The 15,776-nt window shown below is 36.3% G+C and carries 16 protein-coding genes; 5 read left to right on the top strand and 11 right to left on the bottom strand.

What is annotated here, in order from left to right; translation table 11 throughout:
• Positions 1 to 165 precede the first annotated feature (165 nt).
• The 4 genes from KYI10_02415 to KYI10_02400 form a co-directional block, all read right to left on the bottom strand.
• A complete protein-coding gene (locus KYI10_02415) occupies positions 166 to 2,055 on the bottom strand; it encodes a fructose-specific PTS transporter subunit EIIC (protein ID QYA33312.1) in 1,890 nt (629 codons plus the stop codon).
• Positions 2,056 to 2,073: 18 nt separating this feature from the next.
• On the bottom strand, positions 2,074 to 2,985 hold the full coding sequence (gene pfkB, locus KYI10_02410; GenBank protein QYA33311.1) for a 1-phosphofructokinase: 912 nt from the start codon (positions 2,983 to 2,985) through the stop codon (positions 2,074 to 2,076).
• Positions 2,986 to 2,995: 10 nt separating this feature from the next.
• Positions 2,996 to 3,733, bottom strand: coding sequence for a DeoR/GlpR family DNA-binding transcription regulator (locus KYI10_02405; GenBank protein ID QYA33310.1), 738 nt, complete (start codon positions 3,731 to 3,733; stop codon positions 2,996 to 2,998).
• Between the two features lie 125 nt (positions 3,734 to 3,858).
• Entirely contained in the window at positions 3,859 to 4,758 is a 900-nt protein-coding gene (locus KYI10_02400; protein QYA33309.2) for a GTP-binding protein, read from the bottom strand.
• 247 nt (positions 4,759 to 5,005) lie between these two features.
• On the opposite strand from KYI10_02400, the gene KYI10_02395 reads away from it, so the two are divergent.
• Entirely contained in the window at positions 5,006 to 5,440 is a 435-nt protein-coding gene (locus tag KYI10_02395; protein ID QYA33308.1) for a MarR family transcriptional regulator, read from the top strand.
• Positions 5,441 to 5,490: 50 nt separating this feature from the next.
• On the opposite strand, the gene KYI10_02390 is transcribed toward KYI10_02395, so the two are convergent.
• The 3 genes from KYI10_02390 to KYI10_02380 all read right to left on the bottom strand — a co-directional run bounded on the left by KYI10_02390 (position 5,491) and on the right by KYI10_02380 (position 9,638).
• Positions 5,491 to 6,327, bottom strand: coding sequence for a DegV family protein (locus KYI10_02390; GenBank protein ID QYA33307.1), 837 nt, complete (start codon positions 6,325 to 6,327; stop codon positions 5,491 to 5,493).
• A 115-nt stretch (positions 6,328 to 6,442) separates the two neighbouring features.
• Positions 6,443 to 8,059: an ATP-binding cassette domain-containing protein gene (locus KYI10_02385; protein QYA33306.1), complete on the bottom strand. Its 1,617-nt coding sequence runs from the start codon at positions 8,057 to 8,059 to the stop codon at positions 6,443 to 6,445.
• On the bottom strand, positions 8,040 to 9,638 hold the full coding sequence (locus KYI10_02380) for an ABC transporter transmembrane domain-containing protein (protein ID QYA33305.1): 1,599 nt from the start codon (positions 9,636 to 9,638) through the stop codon (positions 8,040 to 8,042). The genes KYI10_02385 and KYI10_02380 overlap by 20 nt, the downstream gene beginning before the upstream one ends.
• Before the next feature lie 159 nt (positions 9,639 to 9,797).
• Between KYI10_02380 and KYI10_02375 the strand changes: the two genes are divergently transcribed.
• From KYI10_02375 to KYI10_02360, 4 genes are all read left to right on the top strand, one after another.
• A complete protein-coding gene (locus KYI10_02375) occupies positions 9,798 to 10,643 on the top strand; it encodes an undecaprenyl-diphosphate phosphatase (GenBank protein QYA33304.1) in 846 nt (281 codons plus the stop codon).
• Between the two features lie 123 nt (positions 10,644 to 10,766).
• Entirely contained in the window at positions 10,767 to 11,183 is a 417-nt protein-coding gene (locus tag KYI10_02370; GenBank protein ID QYA33303.1) for a MarR family transcriptional regulator, read from the top strand.
• Positions 11,184 to 11,312: 129 nt separating this feature from the next.
• Positions 11,313 to 12,128 carry a hypothetical protein gene (locus tag KYI10_02365; protein ID QYA33302.1) on the top strand — a complete coding sequence of 272 codons (816 nt, stop codon included), beginning with the start codon at positions 11,313 to 11,315 and terminating at the stop codon, positions 12,126 to 12,128.
• Positions 12,082 to 12,576, top strand: a complete 495-nt coding sequence (locus KYI10_02360) for a DUF188 domain-containing protein (protein ID QYA33301.2) — start codon at positions 12,082 to 12,084, stop codon at positions 12,574 to 12,576. The genes KYI10_02365 and KYI10_02360 overlap by 47 nt, the downstream gene beginning before the upstream one ends.
• Here the strand turns inward: KYI10_02360 and KYI10_02355 are convergent.
• The 4 genes from KYI10_02355 to KYI10_02340 are packed head-to-tail and all read right to left on the bottom strand — an operon-like array spanning position 12,573 to position 15,771.
• Positions 12,573 to 13,049, bottom strand: coding sequence for a GNAT family N-acetyltransferase (locus KYI10_02355; GenBank protein ID QYA33300.1), 477 nt, complete (start codon positions 13,047 to 13,049; stop codon positions 12,573 to 12,575). The genes KYI10_02360 and KYI10_02355 overlap by 4 nt on opposite strands.
• 47 nt (positions 13,050 to 13,096) lie before the next feature.
• Entirely contained in the window at positions 13,097 to 13,564 is a 468-nt protein-coding gene (locus KYI10_02350; protein ID QYA33299.1) for a DUF523 domain-containing protein, read from the bottom strand.
• A complete protein-coding gene (locus KYI10_02345; protein QYA33298.1) occupies positions 13,548 to 14,075 on the bottom strand; it encodes a GNAT family N-acetyltransferase in 528 nt (175 codons plus the stop codon). Before KYI10_02345 ends, KYI10_02350 begins: the two co-directional genes overlap by 17 nt.
• 10 nt (positions 14,076 to 14,085) lie before the next feature.
• Entirely contained in the window at positions 14,086 to 15,771 is a 1,686-nt protein-coding gene (locus tag KYI10_02340) for an immune inhibitor A domain-containing protein (protein QYA33297.1), read from the bottom strand.
• Positions 15,772 to 15,776 lie beyond the last annotated feature (5 nt).

The following is a 15,776-nucleotide window of genomic DNA, read 5'->3' as shown; positions in this document are numbered from 1 at the left end:
TCCGTTCTTTTATTTCACAATTAATAAGTAATGATATTATACCCCATTTATTATATATTACGCAGTAAATAATGAGAAAAGATTTATAATATGTCAATCTATTGAAAATATTTATAAAAAACCTGCCGAACTTTTATTTTAGTACGGCAGGTTATAATTTATACTTTATTTCACTTCTAGTTCTTCTGGGTGTTTCTTAATCAAACCGTAAATGACTGCTGATACGACAACACCAATGAATAATGCAAGTAAGAACATTGGCCAGTGTGCTTTATCAAGTCCAATTACGAATATACCACCATGTGGTGCTGGGACACGGCAACCGAAGGCCATTGCAAGTGCTCCAGCTGTTGCACTTCCTGCAATCATTGATGGGATGACACGTAATGGGTCTGCTGCTGCAAACGGAATTGCACCTTCAGTAATAAATGATGCTCCCATTACGATATTTGAAACGATTGATCCACGTTGTGTCTTTGTATACTTTTTCTTAAATAAAATCATTGATAGCGCTATTGCTAATGGTGGAACCATTCCACCTATCATCGCAGCAGTAATCGGTGCATAGTTCCCCGCTTCAATTGCTGCAAACCCAAATGCGTATGATGCCTTATTGAACGGTCCACCCATATCAATGGCCATCATACCACCTAATACTAAGCCCAGCAATACGATATTTGTTCCATCCATACTATTTAAGGTATCTGCCATTAATTTATTTAACCAGCTCGCTGGTGGGTTGATAATGTAGTACATAATTAATCCCGTGCTTGTTACACCAAGCAGTGGATATAATAGCGTCGGTTTTAATCCATCTAATGCTTGTGGCATACCACTTAACATTTTCTTAATCGCTTCTACTAAATAACCTGCTAAGAATCCGGCAATCAGTCCACCAAGGAAGCCTGAACCTCCCATAACAGCTAACATACCACCAACCATACCTGGTGCCAATCCAGGACGGTCTGCAATACTCATTGCGATGAAACCTGCTAATATCGGAACCATTAAAGCGAATGCAGACTTATTCCCAATCGCCCATAATGCTTCTGCAAACGGATGGTAATCTGATTTGGTTGGATCGAACGATGTAATCCCAAACATAAATGCAATGGCCATTAATATACCACCTGCAACAACGAAAGGTAGCATATTAGATACACCGCTCATCAAGTGTTTATAAAATCCTTTACGCTCTCCACCTGAATTCGTAGTGCCTTTATCATCCTTTGCAGTATATGCTGGTCTTGATGTATCTAAAGCCATATTAATCAGCTCTTCAGGACGCTTAATGCCATCTGCTACTGGTACTGTCACAACATTCTTACCATGGAAACGATTTGTTTCAACATTCACATCTGCTGCAACGATAATACCTTTTGCTTTTTTAATTTCTTCCTCTGTTAATCTGTTTTTAATGCCTCCTGAACCATTTGTCTCAACTTTAATCGGCACACCCATCTTAACAGCTTGATTCTTCAGTGCATCTGCTGCCATATACGTATGTGCGATTCCTGTAGGACATGCGGTAACAGCTAGCACGAGATTATCATCATCCTCATCTCCAGTAGGTGCTAAAACGACTTCTTCATCTTTTTCAATTTCATCGTGTAAGTTGATTGTTTCAATAACTTCTTCTTTTGTCTTTGCGTGTAATAATTCAGTTCTAACATCTTCATTCATTAATATCCCTGATAACTTCGCTAAAGCTTCAAGATGCGTCTGTGCACCTCCTGCAGGTGCTGCAATCATAAAGAATAAGCGCGCTGGTTGCCCATCAAGTGAATCGTAATCGATGCCATCTACCGCTTTACCAAATGCTATGGCTGGTTTCTTAACCGCATCATTTTTCGCGTGGGGTATTGCAATCCCTTCACCAACACCTGTAGTACTCTGTGCTTCACGTGCATGTATCGCTTCTTTAAATGATGCTTTGTCCGATAATATCCCAGCAGCTGATAATGTATCGACTAACTCATCGATCACACCGTCTTTCGTTGTCGCTTGTAAATCCATTGCCATCGTGTCAAATGTAAGCAAATCAGTGATTCTCATTATTTTCCCTCCTAATTATTAAAGCTCTTCAATTTGTATTTGGTTTATTATCTCTTGAATTTCTTCATTCGTTGCTAAGTCTTCTGTAAATGCTGTCGCTGTACCACAAGCAATCGCTTGTCTAAATGCAGACGTTAATGATAATCCGTTCGTTAATCCGGCAACCATACCTGCTACTGTCGAATCTCCTGAGCCGACAGTATTTACAACTTGTCCTTTCGGTACCGTTGCCTTCAAGCATCGCTCTTCAGTGACTAACATCGCACCATCTCCACCCATAGAAACAAATACCATCTGCGCACCTTTATGCAATAACCGTTTCGCTGCTTCATAAATTGCATCATCTGTTGTCAACGTTGTATTAAACATTTCTTCTAATTCCACAATATTTGGCTTAATAAACACTGGTTTATAAGGTAACACTGAGTTTAATAAAGCTTTTTCTGCATCAACAACAAATTTAATCTGTTGTTCATGGCAAAGCTCTGCAATCTGTGCATAAATATCAGCTGGCATCGAAGAAGGAATACTACCTGCAATTACGACAGTGTCTTCAGATGTTAACGCCTTAAGCTTGTTCATTAGCTGTTGAATATTTTCTTCATTAATATCAGGACCTGGTGCGTTAATTTCTGTTTCATTTGCGCCTTTCAATTTCACATTGATCCTTGTATCACTCTCTACTTGAACACAATCCACCTGGATATCGCTCGCCTTCAACTTATCCTCGATAAATTGCCCGGGAAATCCCCCTAGAAAACCGAGTACGGTGGACTCTGTGTTCAGCGACTTAAGTACTCTTGAAACATTGATACCTTTACCACCTGCAAACTTATAAGTCGTATGTGCACGGTTTAATGCGCCTGCTTCAAATCCATCCGTAAACATCACATAATCGATAGATGGATTCAATGTTATTGTATAAATCATATACTACCTCCTATATTAAATATTTACCATATTTGTGCTGAAGGTCATTCTCACGATTCGTAATTAACATCGTTCTGCCTTCTTGTAAGTCTGACACTTTCGCAAATGTCACTTCATCAAACTTGCTGTCATCAACTAAAAAGTAAATCTGTTCAGCTTTTTCAATCGCTTTTCGCTTAATATAGGCTTCTTCGATATCGGGCGTCGTTATACCTTGTGTCAAATGCACACCGTTTGCACCCATGAATACTTTATCAAAGCGAAATTGCCTTAAACTTTCTATCGCCTGTACACCAATACTTGCATGCGTATCTGGTTTAATATAACCGCCAATCATATAAACTTCATAACCTTTCTCAACAAGTGGCGGCACATGTGTCAGGCCGTTCGTTACAATGGTAATATGTGCTTGATCCAGATAAGGAATCATCATCAATGTGCTGCTGCCTGCATCCAGGTAGATACAGTCATTATTCCGCACTTGTGCTGCAGCAATTTTTGCGATTTCCTCTTTTTCCTTCGTTTTCTTCGTAGACTTCACAGACAGCGCGACATCTCTATGTTTTTCGGTCACCTTTTTTGCGCCTCCATGAATGCGAATCAGCTGACCTTCACTTTCTAATGTAGAGAGATCTCTTCTTATTGTAGACTCACTGCAATGCGTCTCATCAATAAGCATTTGAAGCGTAACAATCTCATGTATCTCTAAAAGTCTTAATATCGTATTGTGTCTTTCAATCGTCAGCATAGAAGACCTCCTTTGTGAACACTTTCATAATATGATTGTTTTCATTCATTGTCAATCAAACTCATTCAATTTCAATCATAAAAATGCAAAAAAAAATAAGAAATGTGATAAAATATTCACATTTCTTAACTAAATTGCAGTTGATCTAATTGATCCATAATTTTGTGCTTATCCAGTCCTTCACCAATAACGACCAGTTTAAGTGGTAGGTTCATTGCCTCTTCTTCATATTGAGGAATTCCATAGGCATACTGAAACAGTACAGTCTGTTCTTTGTTCTCTCTAAACTTAATAAATCCTTTTACACGCAAAACACTGTCCGGTAACTGCATCAACCAACTTACGAACGCACGTGAATCAACCGGTCCATCAAACGTATACACAACAGATGATATTCCATGGTGCATATGCACATGCGCATGCTGTTCATTCCCTTTTTGCTCTAAAAGGTTGAATTCAATCTTGCTATATGATGTTTCTGTCATTGTGGCACGTGCGTTGATGTTTAATAGCTGATGTGTTACCTCTATACGTTCATCATCCTCTATCATATCCACCTTATTTACAATCACAATATCAGCATATTTTACCTGTTCTTCCATCAGTCTTCTTGTAGATTCCGTATATTTATTTCTTTCTAGAAAACGCTTAGCATCTACTATCGTAGTAATATTATATACATCGGCAATCGGTGTAAGCACTGGATCTGTGCATGCATCATAAATCTCTACAGGATGTGCTACACCAGTCGCCTCGATAATGACATAGTCCGGATGATGTCGATGATAGAGATCGCTTATCTGCACAGCGACATCATGCTTCAAATCACAGCAGATACAGCCATTCAATAATTCGTTATATGGCGTTTCTTCTCCAATGATTTTAGAGTCAACATTAAAACCACCAAGTTCGTTCATTAATATTGCGATATTGGAATCGTTGTTTTCTTTATTATGTTTTAATATATTGAGTAATAAACTTGTCTTACCACTCCCTAAAAACCCACTAAGAATAATGATTTTCATCTTCTGAGACATAAATTTAACCTTCCTTTTTTAGAGTATTATATATTTTTTCCATTAAACAATAAACATAAGTAAGGCGCTTTAACACCCATACTTAAAGATTGTAAATAGCATTGAATATCGTTCTTTTTTGTATTAAATTACAAAAGAATGCGTTAGGTGATTCATTTATTATAGAGTATACTAAATATAGAGATATGCAAAAAGCAAACGCATTTATTTTTGCGCATAAAGTAGGAGGAAATAAATGTCAGAAAACTTCAGATTAGATAAACAGCTGTGCTTCAATCTATATAATGCACACCGCCAAGTAAATAGATATTATTCGAATAAAGTTTTCAAGAAATATAATATCACTTATCCCCAGTATCTTGTACTCTCAATTTTATGGGATGAGTCTCCAGTAAATGTTAAGAAGCTCGTTACCGAATTGTCATTAGATACCGGGACAATTTCACCACTCCTAAAACGTATGGAAGCTAACAACTTAATTGTTCGTACACGTTCAGAACTAGACCAAAGAGAAGTGTTCATCTCTTTAACAGATAAAAGTATTGCAATGAAGGATGATTTATATCAAGTGACTGAAATCATCAATGAAGTCTCTCAATTCACGGAGGAAGAGAGAAAATGCTATAGTACACTCCTGAACAAACTTATTAATAATCTGTCAAACGATTAATCTATCATTTGAACATAAAAAAGAGGATTGGTTACACCAATCCTCTTTATCTATGCATTGATCCAGCCTATTCCTACCGTGCCATAACCTAGATGAACACCAGCAACTGGGACAAGTAATTCATTGGTAATATGAATATCTGGGTATTTTTCTTTTAACCATTCGATATAAATATCTGCTTCGCTTCTATCACCTGCGTAAACCACACAGATTTCTTTCGGTTGTGCAGTTTTAAGTGCCTCATCAACACACTTTTTCATCAACGCGATGACTTTCTTCTTGGTTCTCACCTTTTCTATAGGGTAGATTTTACCTTCTTCAAACTGAAGAATCAGCTGAATATTTAATAATCCTGCCATAAAGCTCTGTGTCTTAGAGACACGTCCGCTTTTTTTCATCTGGCTTAAGTTTTTCGGTTGTAAGAATAGGACTGTATCCTCTGTATAAGACGTTAACTTATCAACGACCTCTTCAAAAGAATACCCTTCTTCAAATAAAGACATCCCTTTATTAATCATTGCTTTCATCGGATAACTACCGATTCTTGAATCAATAACTGCACTGATTAGTGAAGATTCTTGACTTGCTTTCACCGAATTCTGGAACGATCCCGTGAGTTCGCTTGAAGGATGTATCGCAATAACATGCGTATAACCGAGCTTTTCAATATGTTCATAAATTTCATGCAGTGCCTGAAAATTAGGTTGCGTTGTTTTCGCTCCATCTCCATATTCCTGAAGTAAAGAGTAGAATTCCTCCACTGATAATTCTGCTTGATCCTGGTAATGCTTATCATTTAATATCACACCCATTGGCACGACGAATATATCTTGATGAGCACCAATCTTATATCCTGATGCAGTATCTGTAATCCATGCGACTTTCAATAATTTATCCTCCTGATTATTATTTATTATTATTTTATCATAATATTTGATATAAATAATAATTTATTAATGATAATATCAAAAGAATTACATTTTAATTATATTAATATAATTATTACCCCTCTGAAAGTGCATTAAACAATGTCGTTTTATTTTTGTACAATTGTTGAAATGTTCCTCTTTCTACAATCTTACCTGCATCCATCACTAAGATTTCATCCATCGTTTTCAATAATTCAGTATCATGACTTATGAGTATCAGTGTAATTTGATTTCGTTTTAAGTATGACATCATAATTTCAATGTTTTCGTTATCTACGCCATTAAATGGTTCATCCATTAACCATAACGGTTTATTTCTTAATATCATCCTTATAAAATGTAGTCGTTTCTTTTCGCCTCCAGATAGATTACTTCCGAAAGCTTCTACGGTACTTTGGGCTTTAAAGGGCAAGTTAAAATGAAGAAGCAGTTCTTCTAATTCCTTATCTGCAACAGATAAAAACATATTATCAGAGATTGTTCCTTCGATAAAATGCGTATCCTGTGTCGCGACATTCCACATTGACAGCAGATCGACAGGTAATTGTATAGAATTTCCATTTAACATATAATTTCCTTCTATCTGATTTAAGCCCAGTATCGTATGCGCCAAAGTCGTTTTCCCAGAACCGCTACGACCAGCAATCCCTATCTTTTGACCTTTTGTCATCTTCAGATTGATTGTATCTAGAATCAATTTTTTTTTCTTAACAGATACATCACACAATTCTAACGCTTCAAACGGGAGGTTGATTTTTTCTACATCATTATATGTTAGTTCAGAAATCTCTTCTTCTGCGCGATTCGATTCCGCTTTGTGGTAGGGATAATGCACCATCGGTATGCTCATTTCAAATAATGTAATGGTTACCATCACAAGACTTAAGTACATCATCACATTTAGTGAAGGATCAACAATCATGACAGTAATCGTTGAGAATATTGCTGCCATAGATATCGCATTCAACAGAAAATCATACAAAGTAATAATTTTATTTTCTTTCGCTATGCTCGATTCCATACGATCTTGCAGTTTATTTAACTGCTGCTCAAAACGGTGGTTTTCATCAAAGATTTGAATTGTCTCATAATGCAGCTGATAATCCATGAGCTTATTTTCATATTGTGCAGTCGATTCATATTTATTATGGACAACCACTTCCAGCTGTCTTGCGAATATATTAGGAAGTACAATAATCATTATCATCATGGCAATTGCAATCACAATTACGGCATACATACTATACTGAATATATACAAGTATTACAGTTAATGTTGTTAATAGTGCGATAATCGGTGGATAGATCACTCTCAACAATTTATTCTGAAGTTTTTCAATATTATTGACAGTACGGTTCAGCACATCAGACAATTTGTAATCTGACTGTATATGCTCAAAATTTTCAAGCAGTATACCTACAGTCCTAACCCTGATATCTTTAAGCATCTCAAACGTTGCGTCATGAGAGATAAGACGCTCAAAATATTTGCATATTGCGCGTACGACACCGAACAATTTAATTGTTGCGACAAGGACAATTAAAGTATATAGCGGCACATTCAATACGCTCTTCGATAACATGAGACCACTTAAACTAAACATTCCGATTGATGTAAGTGCTCCTAATAAACCGATAACAATTGATAAAATAATCGATTTACTGACCCACTCATTCATCCATCTCATCATTATTCAACCTCATTTCTTCATTTGAAACACGTGTAATACGACCATTCTGGACGTATACCAGTCGCTTACTTTGCTTCACCGTTTCTTCATGATGGGCAATCATCATGATATAACTATGCGCTTTTAATTCTTCAATTGCCCCGAGTATGATATCTCGACTTTCTTTATCCAGCATTGCCGTTGGTTCGTCAAGAATAATCAGCTTTTTCGGATACAAAAATACACGCATTAATGATAGTCTTCTCGTTTCTCCTCCAGAAAGCTGTTCACCTTCTGGTCCAATAACTGTGTCATAACCATCAGGCATCCTTGTAAATCGCTCATGAAGCCTAAATTTTTTCGCTAGTGCCACGACTTGTTCAAAGTTGTAATCATTGAACATCGTGATATTGTTGATCACACTATCAGAAAGAATTGCATCAAACTGAGATAAATAGACAACTTCATTCTGTAACTTATTACTTAACGACATCTGTCCTTCAAAAGGAACCCTATTACACAGTAATTTCGCGAATGTTGATTTGCCAGAACCACTCGCACCAGCGATCGTATAATGATCAAGCGGTAAATCAAGCTCTGGAATGTCAAGAGTAAACTCACTATTGTCATAATGCGTCTTAACGTTTGTAAAACGAATAATGTCTTCAGTGATATACTCCACTTGCGGCACGGATTCTGTCATTTGCTCACTCAATATTTCTCCATAACCCGCTGCTGTTTTACCTGTATGAAATGCTAGACCAAGATCCTTGAGCGCATTATAAAATTCCGGCGCAAGCATCAGCACTACGACTGACGTATAAAAACTTACACTATGAAACACTAGCAGTGACAGTCCAATTTCTAAAGCAATGATACCAATTGATAGCATCGAGATAAATTCCAGCATTAAGGTAGAAAGAAACGCTGTCTTCAAAATTTTCATCGTATGTTCTTTGTAACGTTCTGAATATTGTGCTGTTTGCTTCAGCGCTTTTTCTTCATAATCAAATGTTTTAATCGTCATTATACCTTTCATAACATTTAGAAAGTAGTTTGAGAACCTATTGAGACTCAGCATTTGACGTGTCGCTTCTTTTTCAGTATTAATACCTATAATAATATAGAATATAGGAATAAAAGGTGCTGTAATTAACATAATTAGTGCAGTCTGATAATGAAAGAAACATAAAAATACCAGAATTGAACATGGAATAAACGTAGAACGATACACTTGTGGCAAATAGTCACTGAAGAATGGATGAATCCCCTCTATACCTTGCTGTATGTTATTCATAACAGTGCCTGCATCATCTTTTTTCTTGCTTAAAAACGCTCTGAGTTGATGTTTCACCTTAATACTGAGCGTGTTTCCAGTTACCTTCAGTCCCATCTGTACACTACTTCTAGATATTAAAATGATAAAAATCGTAAACAGAACAAAAGTAAAATCTATCTTATGCTGATAAAGTACCGCATCAACCACCTTACTAATTTGTATACTTTGCAATACAATAATAACACTCAATAATATACTTAATATAAAAAATATAACGTGGGCCCATCTATAGTTAAAAGATAATTTTGTTAAAAATTTCACATTATCACTCCTATAAAGCATTATAACGGCATCTATTATAAATATAAACTTTTCCGCTTATATTTCATAGAAATGAAAAGTGTGGAAAAGTGTCGTTTATGCTATAATCTTTTAAGTGTTCATGGAAATATTAAATAATGACTAAAAGGTGGTTAACACATGACTTTTTTTGAGCTTGTTAAAGCATTAATATTAGGGATTGTAGAAGGACTTACAGAATTCGCGCCGGTTTCTTCAACAGGACATCAGATCTTAGTTGATGATATGTGGTTACAGACGAAGTACGTACTTAATAGCCAGGAATCGGCCAATACATTTAAAATTGTGATTCAGCTCGGCTCAATATTTGCTGCTGCCTGGATATTCAGACATCGATTTCTGGAAGTGCTCCATATAGAAAAAACTAAGACTGAGGGTCCACGTCTTAATTTACTTCATATATTTATCGGGTTAATACCTGCAGGAATTATGGGACTATTGTTCGATGACTTTATTGACAAACATCTCTTCAGTGTCCCTACTGTGCTTATCGGACTTGCTTTAGGTGCGCTGTTGATGATTGCAGCAGACCTATTCAATAAGAAGGTAACACATACAACGACCGTAGATGAAATGACCTATAAGCAAGCACTGATCATCGGGGTTGCACAATGTCTAGCATTATGGCCAGGTTTCTCAAGAAGTGGATCAACGATTTCAGCGGGTGTGCTGCTTAAGATGAACCATAAAGCTGCAAGTGATTTTACATTTATCATGGCAGTTCCTATCATGTTTGCAGCAAGTGCTAAAAGTTTAGCGAGCAATATACAATATATTCATAGCGACCAGATTTTATTTTATATTGTTGGTTTTATCGCTGCATTTATTTTCGGGGTATTATCTATTCGTCTATTCCTGAGTTTAATCAATCGTGTAAAACTTATGCCATTTGCAATATACCGTCTCATTCTTGTCGCTGTTATTGCAGTACTTTATTTTGGATTCGGTATCGGCAAGGGGATCTAAACAGCAGTATTCACTGCTGTTTTTTTTATTGGTTGCTTCTTTCATCTTTATGAAATTTACTATCATTCTCTTACAATTGATGTTATAGTTTAGTCAAGAAGTTGAATAGAAGGAGTCAATATTATGAACAAAGATACTCTTGACTATCAACTATATCTTGTCCAAAGAGAAATCATCAAGAAGTATAATAGAGAATTGCTTAAATCCTATTCTTTAAGCTATCAGCATTACCTCGTATTAATGGTTCTGGATGAACATAACGTACTCCCAGTATTACAGCTCGGAGAACGGTTAGCATTTCAATCTGGTACAATTACGCCAATCGTTAAGAAGATGGAAGCGAATGGTCTTGTCGAAAGAAGAAGAATGTCTTCGGATGAACGTGTAGTTGAAGTAATATTAACAGAGAAAGCTAAGAAGTTGATTGAACCTCTTAAAGACATACCACTCAATATGTATATGAGCAGTGATCTCTCGGTCGAAGAATATCAACTACTTATAAAACTTTCAAAGAAACTTTCAGACAATATGACTTATTAAATCAATCAAATAGAGCATCTTAAATCTTAACAAGAGAGTGGACATTAATTGTCCACTCTCTTGTTAATTTTATTAATTATAGGGTATCTATACTATAATACTATTAACTACATACAAAGGAGCTTGCATATGAATAAAAACAAAGTTAAAACAGCAGTAAACGTTGCTGCAGTCATTCTTGTCCCTCTGATCAATGAGCGTCATAAACTGAAAGAGCAGAGAGAAGTTCAACAACTGACAGGCTTATCGGTTAAAGCCTATGACGTTACAAAGGATAAAACAGTAACAGCCGCAAGAAAAGCAAAAGGCGCTACAACAACTATTAAAAGAGGTGCTGTAAAGACATCTTCATTTATTGCAGACAAATATAAAGATGAGAAAAAAGCCCTCCATTACAAAAAAAAGATGAAACCATTTGTACAGCAAGCGAAAGAAGAAAAGAAACAGAAGAAAGTTGAGCAAAAACAGATTAACACATTAGGTCAAACATTGTCACAGTCTATTGAATCAAGAAGACGTGATGAAGAAAAGAAAGAGAAAGCACGAGAAAAACGATTGATCAAAGAAATGAAGCTTGCAGAAAAAGGAAATTTCCACGCAGCTCAAACGGTGACTTCTAAACAAGATAAGAAGGTTAAGAAAGAAATCGATCAATTAGATAAGAAGCTCAACAAATCAATTGAAGAAAGACATAAAGCTGAGCTCCAGCTAAAAGAAGAAAACGAAAAACTAAGAATTAAAGCGTTAAAGAAATACAAAAACTATAAAGTGAAAACGCCAAAGCAAAACCGTTCTCTATTTGGTTTAAAGAAACATCAGTTAACAGAACCACATAAACCGAACAATTATCATAATGCACAAATGCATAATGATGAAGACTTTAGTAATGCACAGCTTTTTGAACGACACAGAAAACAGATGGCCGAAAAAATTGGCAGACGTTAACTACAGAATCATCATCGATGCCGATAGCTCTCCTGTGATTGATGAAACAGTACACATTGCTGCAAAATATCACATTGAAGTGATTCTTGTAAAAGACTATGCACATCATTCATCAAAAATATATGGTCCAGATGTCAGTTCGATATATGTTGATACTGCCAGCGATAGTGCGGACTACAAAATATTATCTCTTGTCGACAAAGATGACATTGTCATAACTGGTGATTATGGATTAGCAAGTATTGTCATCAATAAAGCGCTTGTCATGCATCATACTGGATTTATATATACCAAATCCAACCTTGATGCATTGCTGATCACACGATTTATCAACCATGAATCCAGAAAGATGAACAAGCGAATAAAAGGTCCTGCCAAATTTACTACTTCTGACAGAACGAAATTCAAAACAACGCTTGAACAAATAATAACGTCCCCGAATTATTAATCAGGGACGTTATTTATTATCTTCTTTAATACTTTAAGACGGCTAAATCCTTGGCGTACCATCATCTTCTGATCGATGAAGCCGCATTTGATAAAAGCGTAGTATGCATCATTCTTTACATTAACCATTAAATAAATCGCCCACACATCTGCATAGTTCGATTTAATATAAGTCTCTATCAAAGGCAGGACTTCCTTTAGAATACCACTGCCCTGATATTTATAATCTATCGATAACCCACGCAGGTAAATTGCTGTACTAGGGGCATCTATCTTATTTAGAATATCACCTCTATCCAGAGCAAAGACACCGATGACATCATTATCCTTCTTAATAATAAAAGCAGCATAATCTGCTCTTTGAACGGATAATATGTAACGTGGATGTCCTGAGAAGAACATCTGTTTTGCTGGCAGCATGTATTGTTCTAAAGATATCGATGCACTATCCTTCACTTGTTCAATCGTTATCATTCGTTTCACCCCATTCAATAATAAATATCATAACATATTCTACTCAACTAAAGTGTGTCATCTAGATTATTAACAAATTCAACTTCACTTATGACATGAATACCATGTCTTCGTAGTAAAGCTGCAGTTACACCGTCCCCACTTTTCAGCTTTCCGTTAAATGAACCATCGTAGATTTGATCGCTACCACAACTTGGACTGTCTGCTTTTAATACAGCAGTAGATACATTGTAATCTATACAATACTGTAATGTCTGCTTGGCCCCTGCGATAAATTCAGCAGTGACATCAGTCCCATGAATCGTTATCACACGCGCCTTTCCATCCAGACAATCATCGCCATCTCCCCCTACAATTTCAGCAGGTGCACGGGGAACAGTCAATCCACCCAGCATTTCCGGACAAGCATGTATCGCCTCTTTCATATCTATTAATCTAGCAATAATTTCATTTGTTTTACTCCGGCCATCATAGCGCACTGGATGTCCTACAAGACAGCTACTGATTAAGATCATTCACTACACTCCTATATAATATTTGTTCATCTGGATAGTGCGGATGAACAAATGCTGTAACATCCTTCATTCCTAACTTCTTCATTACATTGATACTCTTTATATTATTTACAGATGTATACGCATATAAATCTTCTATCTTTAGCATACGCATGTAATCTATCAGACCTTGTGCACCTTCTGTCGCATATCCATTACCAGTGAACTGCGGTAATATCCTCCAGCCAATTTCATAAAATGGACTATGTGGGATTGAAGCGTCATATTCAGCAAACAGCGTCCCAATAAAACCGATAAATGTGCCATCTTTTAAAGTCACTGCAAACAAACCATGTTTGTCACGCTCTATTTCTTTGTACATGATATCAAAGATACGCTCACTTCTTTCCTTACTCAGTATATCCGGGAAGTATCTTCTCACTTCAAAATTCCGATTCAGTTCAATGTAATGCGCAAGATCTGAGTTATGCCAATTTCTAAAAATGAGACGTTCCGTTTCAAAGTATGTCATCGATTACCCCTTATTTATATATACTGATCTTTCCGACAGTACCTTCTTTATTTTGGTCTTCAACTTTAATTTTAATACCAAGTTGAGGTAATACACGGCTACTATCTGGGGCCTGCATATTTAACATCGCTTTTTTCGAATAATTCCTGTCATCAAAAAGTAGTACTGGTGCTGTAGATTTCTTCTTGAAGAAATAGTTTTTATTCGAATTGTATTGCCCAAAAGATCTTGTATTGAATGGCGCATCAAAAATTTGTATATCTGTCATCGGCATATACCCGCCAGAAGTACGAATATTTCCAGGGCTCGCATCGACTACGCCAATCAAACTTTCACCAAAATGTTTAGATAAATTACTATTATCTTTATAATATTCATTCACATACCACACAAGCATTCCTTTACCATATTTATTTATGCCAAAAGAATCTTTAATTCTCGATAAACCGATATCTAAACCTGTATGATTCCTCCACTCAATTAAATAATAGCGCTTATAGCTCTTTAGCTTACCCTTTACTTTCTTTTGTAACGGGGGCAAGTTTACTTTAATGACGTTATTGTTCTGTCCTTTATAAGCAGATTGATCCAGCAAATAATACTTTTTCTTCGCATTAATCTGCTTATAATCTACTTCATTGATACGAATCCAGTTACCACCGTAGATTCTCTGAATAAGCATCTTAGCATAAGGGCTCATACTGACAGGGTTCAATCCAGGAATCTTTCCGGCATCTTTACCATAACTCATAAGCGACCAATAACGAACTGGTTCACCTGCATGACTCACCGAGCTACTTGCTGTGTCATATTCATCAGGTAGTCCAAGCATATGTCCAAACTCATGTGCCACTGTCCCTACTGTACTGTCTTCAGATATCATGCCATATTCTGCAATTGCTAGTCGTTTCTTTAGAAACTTTGAATTCTTGCTATAGGTTCCCGGAATCGTTGACGGCTTATTATCTTTAGTGAATGGCACTTCGGAAACATGTTCCCAGATCGTATTCTGTCCAAATTTCCCACCACCTTCACTTTCACCGATACCACTATATACGACAACAAACTTATCGATGATACCATCGGGTTCGTTTACTTTTTTGTCTTTATCAAGGTCATAATAATCAAATCTGTCATAGCGTTTCATATCAATCTTTTTGTCTTTAGCAACTTTTTCCGCTGCTTCCATAACCAGCTCAGAAGCCCGTGCATCATTGTTAGCACCGTAATATTGAATCGGATGTTTCGCACGATACCATCCCGCTACTTGTCCTGTTAATGACAGACTGCCACTTGATGCACTATTATAATAGGATTTAAGTGAATGATATTTGTATCCTCCTGGACCTGTGACATTCTTACCAAAGAACAGGTCATTATAGTATTTCTTATCATATGATTTTATATAGTTTTCGGTATCCTTCTGCGTAAGCTTTCCGTGCGGTGCATTACTAAAATCCATTAATACAACCAGTACATTTTCATTAATGACCTGTCCTTTATAAGGTCTGGATTTAAAAGGTGGTATTGCTTTCGTCTGAACTGTCTTCTTCTGGGTAATTATCGGTTTTGTCTTTACTTTTTTAGCGTTCTGCAACTGTACATTATTATTTGGCTGTTTCTCAGTTGCCTGAACATTACAAGTAAATGTTAATGAACATATTCCAATACTCACAATCAACTTTATAAGCTTCACTGTCC

Source organism: Macrococcus sp. 19Msa1099 (assembly GCA_019357535.2).
GTDB classification, from domain to species: domain Bacteria; phylum Bacillota; class Bacilli; order Staphylococcales; family Staphylococcaceae; genus Macrococcoides; species Macrococcoides psychrotolerans.
This window is presented reverse-complemented; position numbering and strand designations above follow the sequence as displayed.

Bases quoted from the DNA above. Each gene is read 5' to 3' on its own strand.
- KYI10_02415 (QYA33312.1), bottom strand. From the start codon at position 2,055: ATGAGAATCACTGATTTGCTTACATTTGACACGATGGCAATGGATTTA.
- pfkB (QYA33311.1), bottom strand. From the start codon at position 2,985: ATGATTTATACAATAACATTGAATCCATCTATCGATTATGTGATGTTT.
- KYI10_02405 (QYA33310.1), bottom strand. From the start codon at position 3,733: ATGCTGACGATTGAAAGACACAATACGATATTAAGACTTTTAGAGATA.
- KYI10_02400 (QYA33309.2), bottom strand. From the start codon at position 4,758: ATGAAAATCATTATTCTTAGTGGGTTTTTAGGGAGTGGTAAGACAAGT.
- KYI10_02395 (QYA33308.1), top strand. From the start codon at position 5,006: ATGTCAGAAAACTTCAGATTAGATAAACAGCTGTGCTTCAATCTATAT.
- KYI10_02385 (QYA33306.1), bottom strand. From the start codon at position 8,059: ATGATGAGATGGATGAATGAGTGGGTCAGTAAATCGATTATTTTATCA.
- KYI10_02375 (QYA33304.1), top strand. From the start codon at position 9,798: ATGACTTTTTTTGAGCTTGTTAAAGCATTAATATTAGGGATTGTAGAA.
- KYI10_02370 (QYA33303.1), top strand. From the start codon at position 10,767: ATGAACAAAGATACTCTTGACTATCAACTATATCTTGTCCAAAGAGAA.
- KYI10_02365 (QYA33302.1), top strand. From the start codon at position 11,313: ATGAATAAAAACAAAGTTAAAACAGCAGTAAACGTTGCTGCAGTCATT.
- KYI10_02355 (QYA33300.1), bottom strand. From the start codon at position 13,049: ATGATAACGATTGAACAAGTGAAGGATAGTGCATCGATATCTTTAGAA.
- KYI10_02350 (QYA33299.1), bottom strand. From the start codon at position 13,564: ATGATCTTAATCAGTAGCTGTCTTGTAGGACATCCAGTGCGCTATGAT.
- KYI10_02345 (QYA33298.1), bottom strand. From the start codon at position 14,075: ATGACATACTTTGAAACGGAACGTCTCATTTTTAGAAATTGGCATAAC.